Below are 23,390 nucleotides of genomic sequence, written 5' to 3' on the forward strand. Positions count from 1 at the left end.
CTTGCACTGACATTGCGTGAGACGGTTGCGTAAAATGATTTTTGTTTCGAAAGCAGAACACGTCGATCATGCGTTTTCTACCGGATCATTCAGTGCCGCGCGCGTTTCATCCGGTAAGCGCTTCCGATGCAAGCCTCGTTTGCTTGCTTGAACATCCATAGCGTCCTCAGCCAACCCGACGGAACATGTCCCAAGATCTATTGTCCCGGCTCAAGAACGAAACCGCCGTATGCCATACGCGGCTCGAGAACGCGCTCGACCTCATGCAGGACAGCCTGCAACGCGCCGAATACATTGCGCTGCTCGAACGCTTCTACGGCTACATCGCGCCGTGGGAAGACGTCGCGGGCGCGCAGATGCCCGAGTCGCTGCAAGTATTTTTCGATGAGCGCCGCAAGGCGCCGCTCATCGCCGCCGATCTCGCCGTGCTCACGGGCGAGCGCGTGCCCGTGGGTTCGGTCCCGCGCGCTCACGCGCTTTACGATCTGCCGCAGATCAAGAGCGTCGCGAGCGCGATCGGCTCCATGTACGTGATGGAAGGCTCGACCCTGGGCGGGCGTTTCATCGCGCCGCATGTTGCCAAGCTGCTCGATCTCGAACCCGGTTTCGGCAACGCTTATTTCGAAGGTTACGGTTCGCACACCGGCAGCATGTGGAACGCCTTCCGCACGACCGCCGCGGCGACGGTGCCCGAGGCGCAATACGACGAAGCCGTGCATGCCGCCATCGCGACCTTCGAGAGCATGCATGCGTGGCTGTGCCCGGAATCCGCGGAGGTCGAAGACCTGCAGGCCGTGAGCGGAGTGGCCACATGAGCGAGGCGGCAAGCGGACCAGCCGGTTCTGCGTCCTTTCACGGCGACTCGCAAGGTCCGCCGGATGCCGTCGCGCGCCGCCTGACGCTCGACTCCGGCGTTGCGAGCAAGGACTGCGACGCCGAGCCCATCCATGCACCCGGTGGCATCCAGCCGCATGGCTATCTGCTCGTGCTGGACGACGCTCTGCGCATTCTGCAGGCAAGCGAGAATCTGGCTGCGCTCACGGGCCGGGACATCGAGACGCTGCCTGGCGAATCGCTCGAAACAGTGCTGGGCGATGTGGGCGCCAAGCGCATCGCGAAAGCCGCCGCGACGGCGGAGATCGACGACGCGCCGCTTTACGTCGGCCCGGTGGATGCCGCCAAAGCGGACCACGCTTCCGTGCGCCTGGATGTCACGGTGCATCGCCATGAAGGCGCGCTCATCGTCGAGATGGAAACGGCCGCAATCGGCGACGCCGCTTTCGCGTCCATGTATCCGCTCGTGCGCACGTTCGCGCGCGGTTTGCAGGATGCCGGCACCGTGCAGGAACTCGCGGAACTCGCCGTGCAAGAAGTCCGCGCGATCACCGGCTTCGGTCGCGTCATGCTTTACAGCTTCGATGAGGAAGGCCGCAGTCATGTGCTCGCGGAAAATCGCGACGAAAGCTACGCGTCCTTTCTGCATCAGTTCTTTCCGGCTTCCGACATTCCGCGTCAGGCGCGCGCGCTGTATATGCGGCACCGGATTCGCCTCGTCGCCGATGTGAACTATCGCCCCGCGCGCCTCGTGCCGGCGCTCAATCCGCTGACCGGCCGCCCGACTGACCTCACTTACGCCACGCTGCGCAGCTTCTCGCCCGTGCATCTGGAATACATGCGCAACATGAATACGCATGCGTCGATGTCGGTGTCGATCGTCGTGCGCGGGCGCTTGTGGGGCCTCATTTCCTGTCACGATCACGATCCGCGCATCGTGTCGTTCAATACACGGCTGGCGGTCGAACATCTGGGGCACATGCTGTCGCTGCAGATCGAGGCAAAGGAAGAGCGCGCCGAGGGCGAATATCTCGCCGAGCTGCGTCGCACGATGGGCCGTCTCGTCAGCGCGATGGGCGAGCACACCAATTTCGTGGCCGGCTTGCAGGCGGCGCCGAAGGACGTACTGGGCTTCGCGCGTTCGGCGGGCGCGGCTATCGTCTTCGATGAAAACGTCACGCTCATGGGCGCGACGCCCGATGAAGACACGGTGCGCGCGCTCACGCACTGGCTCGCGGAAAACACCACGGGCGTGTGGGCAAGCGACTCGCTCGCGCGCGAATGGCCGCCTGCCAAGGCGCACGAGGACAAGGCGTGCGGCGTGCTCGCCGTGCCGGTATCGCAGATCTTCCGCAACTATTTGCTGTGGTTTCGCCCCGAGGTGATGCAGACCATCAAGTGGGCGGGCGAGCCGGTCAAGATTCGCGACGCGGAAGGCGCCAGCGCCCCGCGCACGAGCTTCAGTCCCTGGCTCGAAACGGTGCGCGGGCATTCCGCCATGTGGCGTCAGGGCGAGATCGAAATCGCCAACGAATTGCGCGGCGCGCTTCTGAATATCGTGCTGCGCCGTGCCGAGGAACGCGCGGAACTCGCGACCGAACTCGCGCGCGCGAACAAGGAGCTCGAAGCGTTTTCGTATTCGGTATCGCACGACTTGCGCGCGCCGCTGCGCCATATCGCGGGTTACGGCGATCTGCTGCGCGAACTGGAAGGCGAGCGCATGTCGGAAAAGAGCCGGCGTTTTTTGAACAACATGCTGGATTCGGCGCGCTTCGCGGGCACGCTCGTCGACGATCTTCTGACCTTCTCGCAGATGGGCCGCGCGGCGCTCAGACCCGCTCCCGTCGATCTAAACCAGCTCGTCGGCGTGATCGTGCGGGAGTTCGAAATGGATGCCTCCGAGCGCCGGATCGAGTGGATCATCGGCGATCTGCCACGCATCACGGGCGACGCCGCCTTCCTGCAACTGGCGCTGCGCAACCTCATTTCGAACGCGGTGAAATATACGAGAACGCGAGAATCGGCGAAAATCGAGATATTCGCCCAGAAAAGCGGCGACGAGTACATCGTCGGCGTACGGGACAATGGCGTCGGCTTCGACATGAAATATGGAGCCAAGCTGTTCGGCGTGTTCCAGCGGCTGCACCGCGCGGAGGAGTTCGAGGGCACCGGTATCGGCCTCGCCAACGTGCGGCGGATCATCGAACGGCACGAGGGACGCACATGGGCGGAAGGGCGGCTCGGAGAAGGCGCGGTATTCTATTTCTCCCTGCCGGTCGTGTTTCGACATGTCACGGGCCGCGAAGGCGTCCGCCTGGGTTCCGGCGCGCCGTCGGGAACCTGAATATCAGCGTCAATACCAGACCATGCTTAAACCGATTTTGCTTGTCGAAGACAATCCGAACGACCTCGAACTCACGCTCGTGGCGCTGGACAAAAGCCAGCTTGCGAACGAAGTGATCATCGCGCGCGACGGTCAGGAAGCTATCGACTATCTCACTTGCGAAGGCGACTGGAAGGAGCGCACGCCGGGCAATCCCGCCGTCATTTTGCTCGACTTGAAACTGCCGAAGATCGACGGGCTCGAAGTGCTCGACACGATCCGCTCGACCCCGGTTCTGAAAAGCGTGCCAGTCGTCATGCTCACGTCCTCGCGCGAAGAGCAGGACCTCGTGCGCAGCTATGAACTCGGCGTCAATGCTTATGTAGTCAAGCCCGTGGAGTTCGCTGAATTCGTCGAGGCGATCAGCGATCTCGGCGTGTTCTGGGCCGTGCTCAACGAGCCGCCGCCGGGTTCCACGCGCTTTCGCCGACCGCCGTCCGCGCAATGACCGACGTGAACCTCGTGAACTTCGTGACTGCCAATATCGACCGCATCGTGCGCCGCCGCGCGTTTTCTCGCGAGGCCGCCTAGACCATGCAGCCCCTGCATCTGCTTCTCGTGGAAGACAACGCACTCGATGCGGAGCTGACCATCGCTCAGCTCGAGCGCGCCGATTACGCGGTGGATGCGTCCATCGTCTACGACTCGGCGAACTTCATCGCGGAGCTCGCCGCCAAGCGCTTCGACGTGATCCTCGCGGACTTCGTCATGCCCACGTTCTCCGGCATCGAGGCGCTGAGCATCGCAAGCGAGCGCGCGCCGGATACCCCGTTCATCTTCGTGTCCGGGCTGCTCGGCGAAGAACACGCCGTCGACATGCTCAAACGCGGCGCGACCGACTATGTGCTGAAGCAGCGTCTGCAACGGCTGCCCGCGGTGGTGCGCCGCGCCATGCGCGAGAGCGACGAGCGTGCGCAACGCATTGCGGTGGAGCGCGCGCTGCGCGAGACGGAGACGCACTTTCGCATGCTGATCGACGCGCTGAAGGACTACGCCGTCATCACGCTCGACCCGGAAGGGCGCATTCGCACGTGGAACGCGGCGTCGGAGCGCATTCTCGGCTTTCCGGCGCAAGACGTGCTCGGCCAGAGCGCGAGCATCTTCTATAACCAGGAAGATCGCGAAACTGGCGTATTCGAGGACGAACTCGACATCGCGCGGCGCGAGGGCAGCGCCAGCGACGACCGCTGGCTGTGGCGCAAGGACGGCCACTCGTTCTTCGCCTCGGGCGTGACCACGGCCATCCGCACGGAAAACGACGAACTGATCGGCTTCTCGAAGATCGTGCGCGACGCCACCGACGCTCACATGGCCGCCGATGCCTTGCGGCTCGCCAAGGATCAGGCGGAATCCGCGAATCGCGCGAAGGACCATTTCCTGGCGGTGCTGTCGCATGAATTGCGCACGCCGCTCACGCCGATTCTCGCCGCCGTGCGTCTGCTCGAAATGAAGCATTCGCTGTCGCACGAGGCACATCCCACGCTCGAACTGATTCGCCGCAATGTGGAACTGGAGGCGCGTCTGATCGACGATCTGCTCGATCTGACGAGCATCGCGCGCGGCAAGCTGAGTCTGAATTTCGCGAGCGTCGCGCTCGATACCTTGCTCACGAGTGCACTCGACATGTCGGAAGCCGATATGCGCGCGAAGAATCTCACGCTCGACACGCGCTTCGACGCGCACCAGTTCGTCGTTTTCGGCGATGCCGCGCGGCTTCAGCAGATCGTCTGGAACCTGATGAAGAACGCGGTGAAGTTCACCCCGGCGGGCGGGCGGCTCGAAGTACGGACGTGGAATCCGGATCGCGCGACCATCGCGGTATCGGTGACGGATAGCGGCATCGGCATCAGCGCCGAAGCATTGCCGCGCATTTTTTCCGCGTTCGAACAGGCCGACGATTCCATCACGCGTTCCTTCGGCGGGCTGGGCTTGGGCCTGGCTATCGCCAGCACGCTCGCGCAGAAGCATGGCGGCACGCTCTCGGCCTACAGCGAAGGCCGCGATGCGGGCGCGCGTTTCACGCTCACGTTGCCGCTCGCGAAAATGGAGCCGCAGCACGAGGCCGAGCCGCTCGTCGAGGCAAAGCGGCACGAACACGGCCGTTCGCTGCGCGTATTGCTCGTCGAGGACAACGAGCAGACTTCATCGGCGATGGCGGAAGTGCTGGAGATGCTCGGTCACGTCGTTACTGTCGCCAGCACGGTGGCAGTTGCGCTCGAACGCGCGAAGGAGGCGTCGTTCGATCTTCTCGTGAGCGACATCGGCTTGCCGGATGGCACGGGTCTCGACATCGCGCGCGCGTGGCGCGAGCTACAGCCCGACAAGCCCGCCGTGGCCATCACGGGCTACGGCATGGACGAAGACATTCGACGTTGCCGGGAAGCAGGTTTTCGGGATCATCTGACGAAGCCCGTCAACTTTTCGCGGCTCGAAGGGCTCATTCAGACGCTGGCCGAAACGCCGGACGCCTGAGCTGCAAAAAATCCGGCCGAAGTCCGGATCGATGTCGATTGACGCCTGGCTTGCACGTTGTAGGGTAGGAGAGCGGCGCCGATTCCCGGCGCGTCTCGTCACTTCTACGGAGCCAGCCATGTCCACACCCGCCGTCAACCCCATTCCGCCTGGCATGCGTTCGCTGACCCCGCACCTCACGTGCGCGGGCGCGGCGGAGGCGATCGACTTCTACGTGCGCGCCTTCAACGCCGTCGAACTGGGCCGTCTGCCCGGACCGGACGGCAAGCTCATGCATGCCATGGTCAAGATCGGCGATTCGGTGCTGATGCTCGTCGACGAGAACCCGACCTTCGGCATGCTCGGCCCGAAGGCGATCAAAGGGTCGCCGGTGACCATCCACCTTTATGTCGAAGATGTCGATGCCACATTCACGCAGGCCATCGATGCCGGCGCCGAAGTCACCATGCCGGTTGCCGAGATGTTCTGGGGCGACCGTTACGGCCGGCTCGTCGACCCGTTCGGGCATCAGTGGTCGTTGGCATCGCACGTACGCGACGTGAGCCCCGAGGACATGCAAAAGGCGATGACCGCGCCGCGCGAATAACGCGCCTTTCAAGGAGAGACTCATGAACAAGATATCGCCATGCCTATGGTTCGACGGCAACGCGCAGGAGGCCGTCGATTTCTATCTGAGCGTGTTCAAGGACGCACGCATGGTTGAAACCATGCTGCATAACGAGGCCAGTCCGGGCACGCCGGGCAGCGTGCTCGCCGTTCTGTTCCAGTTGGAAGGCGAAGACATCATGGCGCTCAACGGCGGCCCAGAATTCAAGTTCACGCCCGCCCTGTCGTTGTTCGTCAAATGCGACAGTCAGGCCGAGATCGACCGCTACTGGGACAAGCTTCTCGAAGGCGGCCAGGCGATGGCCTGCGGCTGGCTCACGGACCGTTTCGGCGTGACGTGGCAGATCGCGCCGAGAAAGCTGCTCAAGATGCTGCAGGACCCCGACCCGGACAAGGCCAATCGCACGATGACCTCGATGAGAACGATGGTGAAGCTTGACCTCGACGAACTGGAGCGGGCATATCGCGGAGCGTGACGCGAAAAGGAAGCGCTTCAGGCAGAGCGCTTCTTCGCCTTCCTCTCCACGAGCTTCGCGGCCATGAAGCGGTGATCCGGCGAGAACAGCCGCCGATACGTCAACACGACTGCGCCGACCACGCCGAGCGCCGAAGCCGCGGCGATCAGAAACATGATGACGATCTGATAGCGCACCGCCTGCAATGGCGATTGTCCCGCCAGCACCTGACCGGTCATCATCCCCGGCAGACTGACGAGGCCCACGACGGTCATCTGGTTGAGCGTCGGAATCATGCCCGCGCGCACGGCCTGCCGCGCGGGCCCTTGCGCGGCTTCCCAGCGCGTCGCGCCTAATGCGAGCGACATCTCCACGGCCGCGCGTCCGGCGGTCAGTTCCTCCGTCATGCGTTCGATGCCGAGCGACACGCCTGTGAGCGTATTGCCGAGAATCATGCCGAGAATGGGTATGGCGTATTGCGGCTCGTACCACGGATGAATGCGGATCACGACGAACAGCCCGAATGCGCCGATCAGCCACGAACTCGCCCAGATCGACACGATGCTGTCGGCGCGTTGTCCGGCGTAGGTGCGCCGTCCGCGATTCGAAGCGGACAATCCCGCGATGATGGTCATCAACGCCATGAGCGGCAGCACGACATACCACCGGCTGAAGGCAAACACCCAGCCGAGCACATAGCCTATTAGCAGCAATTGAACGACGGTGCGTATGGCCGCGATCGCGAGCTTGCGTTCGAGCCCGAGATTGAGCGCGATCGACAACGCGCCGTTCACCACGATCAGCGCCGCCGCAAGCGCGATATCGAGGAGACTGAGGTTTTGATAACCGTTCATGGCGCGCTCGCTTCGGTGAGGACGCCCGCGTTCATCGACAAATGACGCGTGGCCACGCGCGCGGCCTGTTCGGGGTCGTGCGATACCCAGATGCTCCCGCGCTTGTTGCCCGGTTTGCCGTCCGCTTTGTCCGCCGATTCGAACCACGCGTTGACCAGCGCTTCGATCGAACGCGCCGAAGCCGGATCGAGCGATGCCGTGGGCTCGTCGAGCAGCAGCACGTCGGGCGCGAGTTGCAGTACACGCACGAGCGCGGCGATCTGCGCCTCACCGCCGGACAACTCGCTTGCGGCCTTGTCGAGAAAGTCCGCGCCGCGTCCCGCCGCTTCCGCGAGTTGCGTGGCCATCGCGCGATCGAAACGGGCATCGCGATAAGCCTTGAGTGTGTACGGATAACGCAGGTTGTCCTCGACACTTCCGTCCAGCATCGCGGGCCGTTGAGCGATATAGGCCACGCGTCGTCGATAAGCCGGAATGCCCGCGCGCGCGATACGCTCGCCGCGCCACGTCACGTAACCCTCGTCGCAGGCATCGAGCAGCGCGAGGGTACGCAAAAAGACGCTCTTGCCCGATCCCGACGGTCCCGTGATCGCGGCGCGCTCGCCTTCGCTCAGCACGAAATCCGTGGGATGCAAAAGGACGGTGCCGCGCGCGGTATCGCGCCGTGCGACGCCAACGGTTGCGACGAGTGAAGAAGAAGGCATCGGGCCTCGTGGGGCGTTATCGAGCCGTCATCTTACGGAAAAGGCCGGACGTTGCCCATGACATGCGGCGCGCATGACACACGTCGACCGTCACGCGGGCACACTCTGTGCTGCGCCACACACAATCAGAAAAAATGGATGGAGAGGTCATGGCGCAGGCCCGCACGAGCAGAAAAATCGGAAAGATCGTCGCATGGTTTTTTGCCGTTCTGGCGGTACTGATAGCGGTGATCGTGGTTATTTTCCTGACGTTCGACTGGAATCGCCTGAGGCCGTGGGTCGATGACAAAGTCTCGCAAGCCATTGGGCGGCAGTTCCATATTACCGGCGACCTGAAGGTGGGCTGGCGCCGTCCGCCTAACGAAACGGGCTGGAAACGCTGGGTGCCGTGGCCGCGCTTCTCGGCTGAAAAGATCACCGTCGCCAACCCAGACTGGGCGCGCAACCAGTATTTCGCCACGCTCGACGAAATCGACTTTCAGGTGGCCGTCCTGCCGCTGCTCGCGCACGACATCGTCATTCCCGCAATCAATCTGGTGAATCCTTCCATCGATGTCGAGCGGCTCAAGGACAACCGCAACAACTGGACGTTCAAGTTCAAGCAGTCCACCGAACCTTCGACGTGGAATCTCAAGCTCGGCGATATCTCGCTTGCAAAAGGCACGGTCGGCGTGCACGACGAAGTGACCAAGGCCGAGATGCAGGTCGATATCGATACGCTCGGCCAGGCCGTGCCTATCGGCGAAGTGATGAAGCAGCAACAGGAGGCGTCGAGCAAATCGTCGGCGGAGATGGTCGGCAAGAGCGGCGCGGCCAAGCTGGAAAAGCAGACGGATGCAGCGGCGGCTTCGGAGGCGTCCGCTGCTTCGGCAGCATCCGCGGCTGCGGCGGCGAATGCATCGGCGCCGAATCCGGCGAGTACGTCGGCCAATCAGAGCATCACGACGAAAGAAGGCGTGAAGCCGCCGATTCCGCCGTATGCCTTCGGCTGGACGGTCAAGGGCACCTACAACGGCGGCAAGGTTTCCGGCGACGGCAAACTCGGCGGCGTGCTCGCGGTGCAGGACGCGGCGCGCCCGTTCCCCGTTCAGGCCGATGTGCGCCTGGGGGACACGCATATCGCGTTCGTCGGCACCGTGACCGATCCCGCTCATCTCGCGGCGCTCGATCTGCGGCTGTGGATTCAGGCGGTCAGCATGGCGCATCTGTATCCGTTCACGGGCGTGACGCTGCCGGAAACGCCGCCTTTTGCCACGGAAGGGCGCCTCACCGGTCAATTCAAGGAAGACGGCAACGTGTTCCACTACGAGAACTTCACGGGCCGCGTGGGTGGCAGCGACATCAACGGCTCGCTCGTCTATGCGGGCAGGAAGCCGCGACCGCTGCTTCAGGGCGAACTCGTGTCGCATCTGCTGCGTTTCGCGGACCTCGCGCCGATCATCGGTGCGGATTCGAACGCGAGCAAAGCCAAGCGCGGCGAGACGGAAAAGCAGCCGTCGGCGAAGGCGTTGCCGACCGAGGAGTTCAAGACCGATCGCTGGAAGGCCATCGATGCCGACGTGAAGTTCACCGGTCAGCGCATCATCAAGGACCCCGACCTGCCGATCACGGATCTCTATACGCACGTCGTGATGAAGGATGGCGTGCTGTCATTCGAACCGCTCAAGTTCGGCGTGGCGGGCGGCGCGTTCTCGTCGAACATTCATCTCGATGGCAGTGCGGCGCCCCTTAAGGGACGCGTGTCGGCGGAGGCGCGGCATCTGAAGCTCAAGCAGCTGTTCCCGACCGTGAAGACCATGCAATCCGCGCTCGGTGAAGTGAACGGCGACGCGGCGTTGTCCGCCACCGGCAATTCGCCCGCCGCGCTTGCTGCAACGTCCAACGGCGAGATCAAGGCGCTCGTGACGCAGGGCACCGTGAGCCGGCTGTACATGGAAGCGGCGGGCCTGAACGTGGCGAACGTCGTCTACGAGAAGCTCTTCGGCAAGCGCGATGTGAACATCAACTGCGCCGCGACCGATTTCGTCGTCACGGATGGCGTGCTCGACTCGCGCGTCTTCGCACTCGATACCGACGACGCGGTCATCAACGTCGATGGCAACATCAATCTGAAGAGCGAACAGATGGATCTGGGGATTCATCCGCATACGAAGGGCTTCCGCATCTTTTCGTTGCGTTCGCCGCTGTATGTGAAGGGCACGTTCAAGGACCCGAAGGTTGGCGTGAATGTCGGCGCGTTGGCGGTGCGCGGCGGTGCGATGGTCGGTCTTGGACTCATCAACCCATTTGCCGCGTTGATCCCGCTGATCCAGCCGAGCAACAACAAGCCGTTGCCGTGCGCGCAGATGCTGGCCGACATGCGCAATGCGCCAACAGCGCCGCCTGCCGGACAGAAGCAGACGACCAAGGCGGTGCCGGCTTATATGTCGTCGGGTGCGGCCGCGGGCTCGGCTTCCAAGCCGCCGGCGAAGAAGGCCGCGCCGGTCGCGCCGGCCAGTGCGGCGCAGTATCGCGGAAGCTAAGAGCAACGTACTGCACAGGCTTGTCCACAGAATCTGTGGACAAGTCGGGCAAGGATCGAGCTATTCGTTTGACACGTAGCGCATGACCTGATCCGCGCCGCACGGCGTTTTGCGAACAGAATCAAGAAATTAGCTGAGTCGCCAAGCGCTTTTCCACAGGCATTTCCCCGTTTGCGGGGGATAAGTTATGCAGAGGGGCAGGTTGGCGCGACTTGAAGCGCACGGTGTTTTTCGTTGCGCTTCAAATGCTTAGACGAGTTCACAGCGGGTTTTCAACAGGGTGGTCCCCAATTGCTGGGGACAACTTCGGCTCTTCGAGACGCCCTTCCTAGACCGAGATTCCCGGACCGCCATTGCTTCCGAGCAACTGCTCGACGGAATTCGCATCCTTATAGTCTTGCTCGGGCAGACCATCGAAGACAGCGACCACATCGTTGCTGACACCGGCTTCGCGCGCGGCATTCACTAGTGCGTCCTTGTTGGCTGGGAACGTGGCATAACGCAGGACTTCGGCGATTTCATCGTCGATGGGTTCGTCGTTCAGGCTCTGAGTCCCGGGTGTATTCGACATGGAATTCCTGTAGATGAAGAAGTGAGCGCTTCAGGTCTGTACCTGAATGGTCTGGCTTGCCATACCGTGACTCGGCGTACGCGATTTCGGCAGCGGCACATGACGCCAGTGCGCGTGGTCGAGACTATCTGCCGCGATTTCGGGCGCGGGCGGCGCGACCGGCCCGGCGTTCACACGCAAGGCAGCGCGCGTTGCGGCCACTACGGCCGAATCGTCTGTCGAACTCGTGTGCAGAGGCGCGGCGTAACACGACGCCGAAACCAATGCCATCGTCAACAACGTTGAGGTCTTCATCGGGCAACCCCTCCTCACGTAGGCAGCGAGAAGCATCAAGCAAAGCCTATGCCGAAACGTCCCTCGCGCACCGTTCATGCGTGGATGCCAATGAAGCAGACCTCACACGGGCGCAACGAGCGGTGCTCGCGCGCAAACACTTCGCGTGATTTCTAACTTATGAATAATCCGCTTCCACCCAGCGTTGCGGATCGGCATGCGCCGCGAAATTGCACAGCCGCGCACTTTCAGCGCTGCGTCGGATTCAGACGGAAGTATGCGTCGAGAAGAGAGGTTTTGTACACGACACCGAGCAGCAGCGGCTCGCTCTTTTTTTCGATGACAGGAAGCCGCTCGCCCTGAAATGCGAGGAAGTGCTGCAGTGCTTCGCCGAGCGACATGTCGGGTGTGAGCACGTCGAATTGCGGCTGGAGGTAATCGGCGGCGGTACGCGCGGATGTGTCTTGCTTGTCGAGAAGATCGGACGTGATGTCCTTGAGTGCGACCACACCGCGAAAGCGCCCCGCGTCATCCACGACATACAGATACTTCACGGGATATTCGAGGAACACGCGCGTCATGTCGTTCACGTTTGCATCGAGCGGGACGACGGTATCGGGCGGCTTGACGAGTTCGCGCATCTGCGTGGCCGCGAGGCGCAGACGCTCCTTCTCTTCGCGCGTGCGACGCAGGGTGACTTCGTACATCGACGTCTGTTCGGAGGTTCGGGCAATGAAATACGCCACCACGCACGAAAGCATGAGCGGCAACACCACCGAGTAGGACAGCGTCATCTCGAAGATCATGAGGATCGCCATGAGCGGCGCGTGCGTGGCCGCGGCGAGAAACGCGCCCATGCCGACCATGGCGTAGGCGAATGGCTGTGAAGTCGAATGCGGCCAGATGGCGTGAACGCCGAGACCGAAGAGACAGCCGAGCACGGCGCCGACGAAAAGCGTGGGCGTGAAGATACCGCCTACCGCGCCCGAGCCGGCCGTCGCGGCGGTGGCGAGGAGCTTGAAGACGAGCACCAGCAAGAGCGCGGACCACGTCCACGGCTGATGCAGAAGCGAGTTCACCACTTCATAACCGTTGCCCCAGACTTCGGGCCACCAGATCGAAATGACGCCGACGATCAGTCCGCCGAGCGCGAGACGAATCGGCAAGGGCAGCGGCAACTTCGCAAAGCGCTTGCGCGACTCTGCGAGCAGCCGCAGGAAGTGTGGCGCGAGCGCGCCGCACAGCAAACCGAGCACGACGAAGAGCAGCACTTCGAGGCCCGCGATGGGCGGAAACACCGGCATCTGGTAAGGCGGCCGATACCCGGCGAACTCGCGCATCGTGATGTTGGCGACGACCGACGACACGACGATCGGCCCGAAGCTCTCCATGACCATGGAGCCCAGCACGATTTCGGTGACGAAAAACGCGCCCGCGATCGGCGCGTTGTATGCGGAGGTGATCCCGGCCGCCGCGCCGCACGCCACGAGCAGTCGCAGGCGCGGCGGATCGAAGTGGACCCAGCGTCCGATAAGCGATGAAGCGAGCGCTGCGAGCTGCACCATCGACCCTTCGCGGCCGATGGAGCCGCCGCTCGTGATCGTGAAAAGCGACGACAGGCTGCGCCAGATGCTTTGCCACACGGGCACGACGCCATCGCCGATGGTCACCGCTTCCATGTAATCCGTGTTCGCGTGCTTGTCTTGACGAACCCGTGCGACGATCAGACAGAAGCCCGCGATGAGCCCGCCCGCCGCCGGCAACACGATACGCAGCGGCCACGGCAGGCTTTCGGCCATCTTGACGAAGTTGCCGGGTTCGCCGCCGAACGCCCGTTGCAGCGAATCGATGCCTTCACGGAACGCCGATGTCGCGAACGCGCCCGCAACGCCGACGACGACTGCCCAGATGAGCATGGTGTGCGCATCCGACAAACGGAAGAGTTGTTGAGCGCGCGTGCGCAGCCGAAGCAGGAACGAAAGCACGGATTATTGTGGAAAGCTTAGAAGCAAATGGAATAAGGCCGACGCAAGGATAGCATTGCGCATCATCCGTCCACTTTCGAGCGCGCGAAAAAAAGCCCGGCTATCGAAGACAGCCAGGCTTTTCAAGTGATGCATCCAGCGCTTCGGTCTACGCGCTCACCACTTCGGCGCGAACGAAGGATTCGCGTTGCGCTTGCCTTCGTCGAGCTTGTCGATCTTCGCGATGTCGTCGGCGTCGAGCTCGAGCTTTTGCGCATCCCAGTTGATCTGTTGATGCTCCGGATTCGTCGATGCCGACAGCACCACGATATCGCGCGCCAGAAGCCATGCGAAGGTCACTTGCGCGGGCGTCGCGCCGTGCTTTTTCGCGATGGCCTTGATGGTCATGTCGTTATGCGCGCGGCCTTCGCCGAGCGGCATATACGCGGTCACTTTCACGCCGAGCCGTTGAGTGGCTTCGACCAACGCTCGGTTCGCGAGGAACGGGCTCACTTCGATCTGGTTCGTCACGATCTCCTTGCCGCCCGGCGCCTCGAGCGCTTGTTCGAGCAGCGGCGCGGTGAAGTTCGACACGCCGTAATGACGGATGAGGCCGAGCTTCTGCGCTTCCTGAAACGCGCCAAGCGTTTCGGCGATAGGCACCGCGCCCTCGGGCGACGGCCAATGCACGAGCGCGAGATCGATCGTGCCGATATCGAGCTTTTCGTGACTGTCCTTGAGACTCGCGATCAGCTTGTCGCGCTGCAGCCGGTCCCACCAGACTTTCGTCGTCACCCAGACGTCTTCGCGCGGAATGCCTGACTCGCGCACGCCCGCGCCGACGGCGGCTTCGTTGTTGTAGAACTGCGCGGTGTCGATATGACGAAAGCCGATCTGCAATGCGCTTCTGACGGCTTCGGTGGTCTTCGCAGCATCGACACGGAATGTGCCGAGGCCGAAGGAGGGAATCGTTTCGATCATGCTGGCTCCTTGTTTCGTTGAGGCGATCAGTGAACTCAGTGACGCGTCTTACTTCGCGTCCTGATCGAGTTCGGGATAGTGCCTGAAAATGCCGGATTCGTTGAACGGGATGCGCCGTTCCGAATCGACATAAGCGGCGATATTGGGCCGTTGCAGCACGGCGTCATGCAGCGCCGCGACACGCGGATAGTGCTTGCCGAAGGTCTTCATCGCGCGCGGGAAGGCGTAGTGCAGGCCATCGACGAGCTGAAAGACGGAGAGATCGACGTAGGTCGTCGTGTCGCCGACCATTTGCGTGTCGCCGTGCGGATTCCGCTTCAGCACGCGCTCGAAATAACCCATGAATTTGGGCATGCGCTGGTCGAGGAAATTTTTCGAGCGCGTTTTCGCGGCTTCTTTCTGGTCTTCGTAATAGAGATCGGTCGCGAGCGGATGATGCGTGTCATGCACTTCCGCGACGATATCCGCGATGGTCAACTGCAAGCCATGCGCAACGTAGCGCAAGCCTTCGTCCTTCGGCGCGAGCTTCAGCTTCGGGCCGAGATACAGCAGGATATTCGCGACATGCGGCACGATCAGATCGCCGTCCTTCAGAAACGGCGGCGCGAACGGTATGTGCGGCTCGGTCTTGCTGCCGAGGAGCTTCATCATCGCGTCCATGCCTTTCTTCGAACGCGCGACATCGATGTATTCGGCGCCCGCGTCTTCGAGCGCGAGGCGCACATATTCGCCCCGGCCTTGCAATCCGTCCCAGTAATAGAGTTCGTAAGCCATGCGTGGGCTCCTTGTCAAACGTGCCGTGCTTTTGACGCCATGCGCGGCGGATGCTTGGGTTGGCAAGTTAATCGCGTGCTGCTTGCCGCGGGTCGAGCACGCGAACGAGTGTTCAGGCGAGCAACACGCGTACCCGCCTGGGGCCGTGGCGGCGCGGGCCGCGATGTAAAATGAATCCTTTGCTCGAGGGCCGATTCGCGATGCCCGTCAGAGAGCGAACGACTTCGAAGCGGAGAGAAGATGGACAAGCAAGGCTTCACCACTGGCATCGTACACGGCGATCGTGACGCGGGCGTCGAGCATGGCGGCGTGCGTCAACCCATCCATACGTCGGTTCAGTATGGCTTCGAACGCGTGGAAGATCTCATCGGCGTGTTTCAAGGCACGAAGAAGGGCGGGTTCAACTATGCTCGTCAGGGCACGCCGACCACTGCGGCGCTCGAGCGCAAGATCACGAAGCTCGAAGGCGGCGCGGGTTCCATCTGCTTCAGCACCGGCATGGGCGCAATCTGCGCGGTGTTTCTCACGCTTCTGCGCGCGGGCGATCATCTCGTGTCGAGCCAGTTCGTCTTCGGCAATACCAATAGCGTGTTCGGCACGCTGCGCACGCTCGGCATCGAAGTGACGGTGGTCGATGCAGGCGATGTCGCGAACGTCGCCAACGCGCTCAAGGCCAACACGCGCATGGTGTTCGTCGAGACCATCGCGAATCCGGGCACGCAGATCCCGGATTTGAAAGGTATCGGCGAACTGTGTCGCGAACGCGGGCTCGCTTATGTCGTCGATAACACCATCACGTCCGCGGCGCTTTTCAGGCCGAAGGATGTCGGCGCGAGCCTCGTCGTCAACTCGCTGACAAAGACGATTGCAGGACACGGCGCGGCGCTCGGCGGTGCGGTCACGGACACGGGCGTCTTCGACTGGAGCACGTACCCGAATATCGCGGATGACTACCGGCGCTCGCCCGCGAAGGAGCAAGGGCTTCTGCAAATTCGCAAGAAGGGTCTGCGCGACATGGGCGCGGCGTTGTCGTCCGAGCAGGCGCATCAGATTGCGCTAGGCGCGGAGACGTTGGCGTTGCGAGTCGGCAAGAGCAGCGATAACGCGCTCGCACTGGCGCAGTTCCTGGAGAAACACGAAGCGGTGGGTCGCGTGCTTTATCCGGGTTTGCCGAGTCATCCGCAATATGAAGTCGCGAAGAGTCTGTTCAAAAACGGCTCGTGGCTCTTGTCATTCGAGTTGCGCCATCCCGAACGCATGATCGACTTCGTCAACGCGCTGCAGATCCCGATCAAGGCGACCGGTCTCGGCGATACACGCACGCTCATCATCCCCGTTGCACCGACCATCTTCCACGAAGCCGGTCCGGACGTACGCCGCGCAATGGGCATTTCGGACGGCATGCTGCGCTTGTCGCTGGGTATCGAGGATATCGACGATCTCATCGCCGATTTCGAACAAGCGTTGAAGCACGCGTAAGCCGAGAAAGCGGGCTTCAAATGCAAAAAAGCCGTCGGTTCAGTCGACGGCTTTTTTGTGTCCAGCATCGATACGATCAGCCGAAAAGACGCTCCACACCATACGTGATCGCAAGTCCACCGCCGATCAACCATGCATACAGAATCGCACCGGTTGCAATCGCACGCGGACCCGCTTCGCGAATCTGCGCGATGCGCGTTTCCATGCCGAGTGCGGTCATCGCCATGGTGAGCGCGAAGGTATCGAGCGTGTTGAGCGTGCTGGTCGCGCTGGCGGGCAACACGTGCAGCGAATTCACCACCACGAGCGCGAGGAAGCCGAAGGCGAACCAGGGCACCGCGAGCTTGCCCGTGCCGCTTTGTGCGCTTTGATCATGACGCTTGCGATTGATCCAGAAGCCGACCACGAGCAGGACCGGCACGAGCAACATGACGCGCGTCATCTTCACGATTGTCGCGATATGCGCCGCTTCCGGGCTCACGTTGCTTGCCGCGCCAACGACCTGCGCGACTTCGTGAATCGTGCCGCCGAAGAAAAGGCCCGTGCCGAGCGTGTCGAGATGCAACCAGCCTGCGTGAATCGCGAGCGGATAGAGGAACATGGAGAGCGTGCCGAACAGGACCACGCTGCCAACGGCCATCGCGCTCTTGTGGGGCTTCGATTGCAAGGTCGATTCGAACGCGAGCACGGCCGCGGCGCCGCAGATGGCGCTGCCGGCTGCCGTGAGCAAGGCGGTATCGCGGTCGAGCTTCATGACCTTCATGCCGAACCATGTGCCGATGGCAAGCGTACTCACGACCACCAGCACAGATACCGCGAAACCCGACAGCCCGACGTGCGCGATTTCCTGCAGACTCACGCGCAGCCCGAAGAACGCCACCGCGATGCGCAGCAATTTGCGCGCGGAGAAGTTCACGCCCGCCGCCCAGCTTTCGGGCATGCCGTGGCGCAGCGCGTTGCCGTAGATCGTCCCCGCAGCAATGCCGACGATCAACGGGCTGATGCCCAATCCAGCGATGAACGGCAGCGCGGACAGATGCGTCACGGCTGCCGCGAACAGCGCGACGAAAAGAATTCCGTTGAGCTGCCCACGCGTGGACGATGCTTCGGCGATTGTCGGTGCGGCGGGTACGGCGGACATGGGGAGCGTCCTTTTGACATTGCGTTGCGATGTGCTAATCCTAAATCACTCATATGCATATGAAAAATCGTGATTTAGGATGCAATCTATCGGCTTAACTGATAGTTTTGCAAGATGACCCCGGATCAGCTGATAACCTTTGCTACCGTTGCCGAGCACGGCAACATCAGCCGCGCGGCTATTGCGCTGCATTTGTCGCAGCCTGCCGTGTCGGGCCAACTTCGACTTTTGCAGGACGAATTCGGCGAATCGCTCTATTTGCGCGACGGCCGGGGCATTCGCCTGACCGCAGCCGGCGAACAGTTGCGCGTCCACGCGGAGCGTGTGCGCGAGAGCTTCCGGCAAGCACACGCGCTGCGGGACGCGTTGCGCGGGCTCGAGCGCGGCACATTGCGTATCGGTGCGAGCACGACGCCCGCGAGCTATCTGCTGCCTTATCTGATCGCCGCATTCCACAAACGCTATCCCGACGTGACGCTGACGACCATCGACGGGAACACGGCGGAAATCGTCGCTGCGCTCGGTTCGCTCGATATCGCGCTCATCGAAGGCCAGCCAAGTGGCGAGTTGCCGTCGGGCACTACGGTGACCGCCTGGCGGGAAGACGAGATCGTGGCTATCGTTCCGCGCGGTCATCCGCTCGCCGAAAGGCAAGACGCCACGCTCGATGAAATCGGCGGCTATCCGCTCGTGCTGCGCGAAAGCGGCTCGGGCGTGCGGCAGATCGTCGAGCGCGCGTTCGCCCAGGGCAAGGTGGCCGTGCGCGTCGCGCTCGAAATCGCGGGCGTCGAAGGCGTCAAGGAAGCGGTGCGGGCGGGCATGGGTATCGGCTTCGTCTCGGCAATGTCGATCCGGCACGAGGACGGCATGCTGCAACGCGTACACGTCGGCCCGGCGCCGCTCACGCGCCGCTTTTCAATCCTGTTTCCTCATGCCGACGCGCCTTCGCGTGTCGCCGCGCGCTTTCTCGAACTCTGCCAGGACGCCTCGATTCTCGGCTAGGGAATTCCACTATGGCGCAACGCGCACCGCCAAGAGCACTATTCGTCTTCATTGGGGCGCCGCGGCGTCCTTTTCAAACAGCAGTAATGGAACCGGTTCCAACCACTAGTTTTTGTCAGTTTTCAATGGAAAAGAGGCGTGATTTCATCTGATGTTTCAAAAATCGGCATGCGCCCGGATGTCGTCGTAGTCGCCAGCGCCTTCGGCTTGGACACGGTTCGCACCGATGGTCACGCGGTGTGCGCCGAAGCCGCCGCGCGCGCTGGCGCCCAGGGTTTCGAAGTGCGCCGCGAACTTTTCGCCGACGAATCCGATGCCAGTTTCGACGCGCTCTCGCGTCTCGGCGCGCGCATCCGCGCACTCGGTTTGTGGGCCGTCCACTCGACGCCGGCAACCTTGTTTCGCGACGATGGCGCTCTCGATGACAGTGCGCTCGCCCAGGCCATCGGCGAGGCGCATGCGCTGGGCGCGCGCATCGTGAAGCTGCAATTGGGCGGCACGGAACGCGGCGTTGCGACCGATGCGGCAACGCTCGATCGGTTGCTGAACGCGGTGGCGTCGTCGCCAGCGCGGGTGGTCGTCGAAAACGGCCAGTTGAAAGCGGGCGGCACGATCGGCGCGTTCGAGGCGTTGTTCGCGGCTTTGCCCGCGCAGGCGCAAGACGGGCTTGCGATGACCTTCGACACTGGCAACTGGCGCTGGCCGGAGCAAGACCCGCTCGATGCCGCCGTGCGTCTCGCGCCGCACGTGGCCTATATCCATTGCAAGGCAGTGACAGGCGAGGGCGCGCGACGTTTCGCCGTCGCCCCGTCGCAAGACGATGCGCACTTCGTCGCGCTCCTCGCGCAATTGCCGCGTGACGTGCCGCGCGGAATCGAATATCCCTTTCTCGACGCCGATGACGCCGCCGTTCAGGTCGCGCGTATCGCGGCATTTTGAATACAAGGTACCGCATGCAATCACAACGAAACGCCCTCGACATCGTTACGTACGGCGAGGCGATGACCATGTTCGTCGCCGCCGAAACCGGCGATCTGGCAAAGGTCGGCCAGTTCACCAAACGCGTCGCGGGCGCGGATCTGAACGTGGCTATCGGGTTGTCGCGGCTCGGCTTCAAGGTGGGCTGGATGAGCCGTGTCGGGCGAGATTCCTTCGGTCAGTACGTGCTCGATGTGCTCGCGGCCGAAGGCATCGATGCGCGCCGCGTGAGTATCGACGAGCGCTATCCGACCGGCTTCCAGTTGAAGGGCAAGTGCGACGACGGCAGCGATCCGGCAGTCGAATACTTCCGCAAGGGCTCGGCCGCAAGCCATCTTTCGCTCGACGATTACGCCGCTGATTACGTGCTCAACGCGCGGCATCTGCATCTGACGGGCGTGGCGCCAGCCATTTCGGCGAGTTCGCGTGAACTGGCTTTCCACATGGCCCGCGAAATGCGTGCAGCAGGCAAGACTATTTCCTTCGATCCGAATTTGCGTCCGACACTCTGGCCGTCGCGCGACGCGATGGCGCAATCGCTCAACGCGCTCGCGGCGCTTGCCGACTGGGTGCTGCCGGGCGTGAGCGAAGGGTTGACGCTGACGGGCTACGAGAAACCCGAGGACATCGCGAAGTTTTATCTCGATCAGGGCGCGAAGGGCGTGGTCGTGAAACTGGGCGCATACGGCGCGTATTTCCGCACCGTCGATGGCGATGCCGGCATCGTGCCCGCGGTGCCCGTCGCGAAGGTCGTGGATACCGTCGGCGCGGGCGATGGCTTCGCGGTTGGCGTAGTGAGCGCGCTGCTCGAAGGCCGCGACGTGCGGCATGCAATCGCGCGCGGCAACCGCATCGGCGCCCTGGCGATTCAGGTGATCGGCGACAGCGAGGGCCTGCCCACGCGCGCCGCGCTCGACGTGCTCGAAGCTCAGGATGTGGGCGCTGCCCTCGACGCCGCGTGATCCTCAGAGACTCAATCGAACTGTGTTCGGAGACAACCATGCAAGCATCTTCAACCCCGACTCCCGCCGTGCGCCGCTGGTGGATGATCATGCCGATCGTCTTCATCACGTATAGCCTTGCGTATCTGGATCGCGCGAACTATGGCTTTGCGTCGGCGGCGGGCATCAATCAGGATCTGGGCATCAGCAAGGGACTGTCGTCGCTGATCGGCGCGTTGTTCTTTCTCGGCTACTTCTTCTTTCAGATTCCGGGCGCGATCTACGCCGAACGCCGCAGCGTGAAGAAGCTCGTCTTCTGGAGCCTGATTTTATGGGGCGGTTGCGCCGCGCTGACGGGCATGGTGAGCAACATACCGTCGCTGATGGCGATCCGCTTCGTGCTCGGTGTCGTCGAAGCGGCGGTGATGCCCGCGATGCTCGTCTTCATCGCGAACTGGTTCACCAAGTCGGAGCGTTCACGCGCGAATACGTTTCTGATTCTCGGCAATCCGGTGACAGTGCTGTGGATGTCGGTCGTCTCGGGCTATCTCGTGAATTCGTTCGGCTGGCGGCACATGTTTATCGCCGAAGGTTTGCCTGCGGTGGTGTGGGCGGTGATCTGGTGGTTCATCGTGAAGGACAAACCCGCGCAGGTGACGTGGCTCACGGACGCGGAAAAGAGCGATCTCGATGCCACCTTGCGCGCCGAGCAAGCGGCGATCAAGCCGGTGAAGAACTATGGCGAGGCATTCAAGTCTCCCGCTGTCATCAAGCTGTGCGCGCAATACTTCTGCTGGAGCATCGGCGTGTATGGCTTCGTGCTCTGGCTGCCGTCCATCCTCAAGAGCGGCTCCACGCTCGGCATGGTCGAGACGGGCTGGCTTTCCGCAGTGCCTTATCTCGCCGCGACCATCGCCATGCTGCTCGCTTCCTGGGCCTCCGACAAACTGCAGGCGCGCAAGGCCTTCGTATGGCCATTCCTGCTGATCGGCGCGGTGGCGTTCGCGGGTTCGTATCTGCTTGGATCGAACCACTTTTGGGCTTCGTACGTCTTGCTCGTGATTGCGGGCGCGGCGATGTATGCGCCTTATGGGCCGTTCTTCGCGATCGTGCCTGAACTGCTGCCGAAGAACGTCGCGGGCGGTGCCATGGCGCTCATCAACAGCATGGGCGCGCTCGGTTCGTTCGTGGGTTCCTATGTCGTCGGATACCTGAACGGGGCCACTGGATCGCCGGCTGCGTCATACGTCTTCATGAGCGCGGCCTTGCTCGTGGCCGTGGCGTTGACGCTGGCCGTGAAGCCGCCAGCGGTGGTAAGTCCGCGCGTCGCCGTGGGGTCTTGATGTCCAGAGCTCCAGAGCGCTGCCGCTGTCTATGCTTTAATGGAAAACACGAACGTAGCGGCCGTTATCCACTCTTACCATGAGCCTGCAAAGGCCTGAAAACTCCATGAGCCGAAAGAAAATCGTAGCCTATAAGTCTCTGCCATCCGATGTCGAAGCGTACCTTCGCGAGCATGCGGACGTCGTACATGTCGATCCGGCCGATCATGATGCATTCGTCGCGGCGCTCAAGGATGCCGACGGCGCCATCGGTGCGAGCGCGAAGATCACGCCCGCGATGATCGAAGGCGCGACGCGTCTGAAGGCGCTTTCGACGGTCTCGGTAGGCTTCGATGCGTTCGATGTCGACGACCTGACCAAACGCGGCATCGTGCTCACGCATACGCCTGACGTGCTCACCGAATCGACCGCGGATACGGTCTTCGCATTGATCCTCGCCAGCGCGCGCCGCGTGGTGGAACTCGCGGAATGGGTCAAGGAAGGGAACTGGAAAGCGAGCCTGGGCGAAGAAGGTTTTGGCGTGGATGTGCAGGGCAAGACGCTTGGTATCGTGGGGCTCGGTCGCATTGGTGGCGCGGTGGCAAGACGCGCGTCGCTGGGCTTTCGCATGAACGTGCTTTACACGAATCGCAGTTCCAACGAGCAAGCAGAGAAGGACTACGGCGCGAAGCGTGTCGAACTCGACGACCTCCTTGGGCAATCCGACTTCGTGCTTCTGCAAGTGCCGCTCACGGCTCAGACGCGTCATATCATCGGCGCGGCGCAGCTCAAGAAAATGAAGAAAAGCGCAATTCTCATCAACGCATCACGCGGACCGACCGTCGATGAAGCGGCGCTCATCGAAGCTCTCAAAGACGGCACGATTCGCGCGGCAGGCCTCGACGTGTTCGACAAGGAACCGCTGCCCGTCGATTCGCCCTTGCTCAAGCTGAAGAACGTCGTCGCGTTGCCGCACATCGGCTCGGCCACGCATGAAACGCGTCACGCGATGAACCTCAACGCCGCCGAGAACCTCATCGGCGCGCTCGATGGCACGCTCACGCAGAACATCGTGAATCGCGAAGTCCTCAAGCGCTGAACGCGGATCGGATCGCCGGGCAGCCACGATGCGCT

Annotated in this window: 21 protein-coding genes; 13 read left to right on the forward strand and 8 right to left on the reverse strand. The window is 62.5% G+C overall.

The annotated features are described in order from the left end of the window. The first annotated feature begins 185 nt into the window (after positions 1-185). From LDZ28_RS06065 to LDZ28_RS06090, 6 genes are all read left to right on the forward strand, one after another. Positions 186-815, forward strand: a complete 630-nt coding sequence (locus LDZ28_RS06065) for a biliverdin-producing heme oxygenase (RefSeq protein ID WP_244827793.1) — start codon at positions 186-188, stop codon at positions 813-815. Beyond that, positions 812-3,178, forward strand: coding sequence for an ATP-binding protein (locus tag LDZ28_RS06070; RefSeq protein WP_244827794.1), 2,367 nt, complete (start codon positions 812-814; stop codon positions 3,176-3,178). The genes LDZ28_RS06065 and LDZ28_RS06070 overlap by 4 nt, the downstream gene beginning before the upstream one ends. 22 nt (positions 3,179-3,200) lie before the next feature. Further along, complete coding sequence (locus tag LDZ28_RS06075) at positions 3,201-3,665, forward strand: response regulator (RefSeq protein ID WP_244827795.1); 465 nt, start codon at positions 3,201-3,203, stop codon at positions 3,663-3,665. Positions 3,666-3,751: 86 nt separating this feature from the next. After that, complete coding sequence (locus LDZ28_RS06080; RefSeq protein WP_244827796.1) at positions 3,752-5,689, forward strand: response regulator; 1,938 nt, start codon at positions 3,752-3,754, stop codon at positions 5,687-5,689. A 118-nt stretch (positions 5,690-5,807) separates the two neighbouring features. After that, complete coding sequence (locus LDZ28_RS06085; protein WP_244827797.1) at positions 5,808-6,275, forward strand: VOC family protein; 468 nt, start codon at positions 5,808-5,810, stop codon at positions 6,273-6,275. 22 nt (positions 6,276-6,297) lie between these two features. Then, the gene (locus LDZ28_RS06090; protein ID WP_244827798.1) at positions 6,298-6,771 is read left to right on the forward strand and encodes a VOC family protein; all 474 of its coding nucleotides are present in this window, start codon (positions 6,298-6,300) and stop codon (positions 6,769-6,771) included. Between the two features lie 17 nt (positions 6,772-6,788). On the opposite strand, the gene fetB is transcribed toward LDZ28_RS06090, so the two are convergent. After that, the gene (fetB, locus tag LDZ28_RS06095; RefSeq protein ID WP_244827799.1) at positions 6,789-7,604 is read right to left on the reverse strand and encodes an iron export ABC transporter permease subunit FetB; all 816 of its coding nucleotides are present in this window, start codon (positions 7,602-7,604) and stop codon (positions 6,789-6,791) included. Beyond that, on the reverse strand, positions 7,601-8,308 hold the full coding sequence (locus LDZ28_RS06100) for an ATP-binding cassette domain-containing protein (protein ID WP_244827800.1): 708 nt from the start codon (positions 8,306-8,308) through the stop codon (positions 7,601-7,603). Before LDZ28_RS06100 ends, fetB begins: the two co-directional genes overlap by 4 nt. Positions 8,309-8,457: 149 nt before the next feature. Here LDZ28_RS06100 and LDZ28_RS06105 point away from each other — a divergent pair, with 149 nt between their 5' ends. Further along, the gene (locus tag LDZ28_RS06105; protein WP_244827801.1) at positions 8,458-10,830 is read left to right on the forward strand and encodes an AsmA family protein; all 2,373 of its coding nucleotides are present in this window, start codon (positions 8,458-8,460) and stop codon (positions 10,828-10,830) included. A 328-nt stretch (positions 10,831-11,158) separates the two neighbouring features. Here the strand turns inward: LDZ28_RS06105 and LDZ28_RS06110 are convergent, their stop codons facing one another. From LDZ28_RS06110 to LDZ28_RS06130, 5 genes are all read right to left on the reverse strand, one after another. Further along, entirely contained in the window at positions 11,159-11,401 is a 243-nt protein-coding gene (locus LDZ28_RS06110) for a DUF2795 domain-containing protein (protein WP_244827802.1), read from the reverse strand. A 30-nt stretch (positions 11,402-11,431) separates the two neighbouring features. Then, a complete protein-coding gene (locus tag LDZ28_RS06115) occupies positions 11,432-11,695 on the reverse strand; it encodes a hypothetical protein (protein WP_244827803.1) in 264 nt (87 codons plus the stop codon). A 227-nt stretch (positions 11,696-11,922) separates the two neighbouring features. Then, positions 11,923-13,659 carry a ClcB-like voltage-gated chloride channel protein gene (locus LDZ28_RS06120; protein WP_244827804.1) on the reverse strand — a complete coding sequence of 579 codons (1,737 nt, stop codon included), beginning with the start codon at positions 13,657-13,659 and terminating at the stop codon, positions 11,923-11,925. 156 nt (positions 13,660-13,815) lie between these two features. Further along, positions 13,816-14,619 (reverse strand): aldo/keto reductase, encoded by an 804-nt coding sequence (locus LDZ28_RS06125; protein ID WP_244827805.1) that lies wholly within the window; start codon positions 14,617-14,619, stop codon positions 13,816-13,818. Between the two features lie 48 nt (positions 14,620-14,667). Then, positions 14,668-15,393, reverse strand: coding sequence for a glutathione S-transferase (locus LDZ28_RS06130; RefSeq protein ID WP_244827806.1), 726 nt, complete (start codon positions 15,391-15,393; stop codon positions 14,668-14,670). A gap of 240 nt (positions 15,394-15,633) precedes the next feature. Between LDZ28_RS06130 and LDZ28_RS06135 the strand changes: the two genes are divergently transcribed. After that, positions 15,634-16,872 (forward strand): cystathionine gamma-synthase family protein, encoded by a 1,239-nt coding sequence (locus tag LDZ28_RS06135; protein ID WP_244827807.1) that lies wholly within the window; start codon positions 15,634-15,636, stop codon positions 16,870-16,872. Positions 16,873-16,948: 76 nt separating this feature from the next. Here LDZ28_RS06135 and LDZ28_RS06140 read toward each other — a convergent pair whose 3' ends face one another. Beyond that, positions 16,949-18,013: a YeiH family protein gene (locus LDZ28_RS06140; protein ID WP_244827808.1), complete on the reverse strand. Its 1,065-nt coding sequence runs from the start codon at positions 18,011-18,013 to the stop codon at positions 16,949-16,951. Between the two features lie 114 nt (positions 18,014-18,127). Between LDZ28_RS06140 and LDZ28_RS06145 the strand changes: the two genes are divergently transcribed. The 5 genes from LDZ28_RS06145 to LDZ28_RS06165 all read left to right on the forward strand — a co-directional run bounded on the left by LDZ28_RS06145 (position 18,128) and on the right by LDZ28_RS06165 (position 23,355). After that, complete coding sequence (locus LDZ28_RS06145) at positions 18,128-19,015, forward strand: LysR family transcriptional regulator (protein ID WP_244827809.1); 888 nt, start codon at positions 18,128-18,130, stop codon at positions 19,013-19,015. A 168-nt stretch (positions 19,016-19,183) separates the two neighbouring features. After that, positions 19,184-19,954 carry a sugar phosphate isomerase/epimerase gene (locus tag LDZ28_RS06150; protein WP_244828016.1) on the forward strand — a complete coding sequence of 257 codons (771 nt, stop codon included), beginning with the start codon at positions 19,184-19,186 and terminating at the stop codon, positions 19,952-19,954. Positions 19,955-19,968: 14 nt separating this feature from the next. Next, positions 19,969-20,955: a sugar kinase gene (locus LDZ28_RS06155; RefSeq protein ID WP_244827810.1), complete on the forward strand. Its 987-nt coding sequence runs from the start codon at positions 19,969-19,971 to the stop codon at positions 20,953-20,955. A gap of 38 nt (positions 20,956-20,993) precedes the next feature. Then, positions 20,994-22,277, forward strand: a complete 1,284-nt coding sequence (locus LDZ28_RS06160; protein ID WP_244827811.1) for an MFS transporter — start codon at positions 20,994-20,996, stop codon at positions 22,275-22,277. Between the two features lie 106 nt (positions 22,278-22,383). Then, positions 22,384-23,355, forward strand: a complete 972-nt coding sequence (locus tag LDZ28_RS06165) for a D-glycerate dehydrogenase (RefSeq protein WP_244827812.1) — start codon at positions 22,384-22,386, stop codon at positions 23,353-23,355. Positions 23,356-23,390 lie beyond the last annotated feature (35 nt).

The sequence above is a fragment of the Caballeronia sp. TF1N1 genome (genome assembly GCF_022878925.1).
Taxonomy (GTDB): domain Bacteria; phylum Pseudomonadota; class Gammaproteobacteria; order Burkholderiales; family Burkholderiaceae; genus Caballeronia.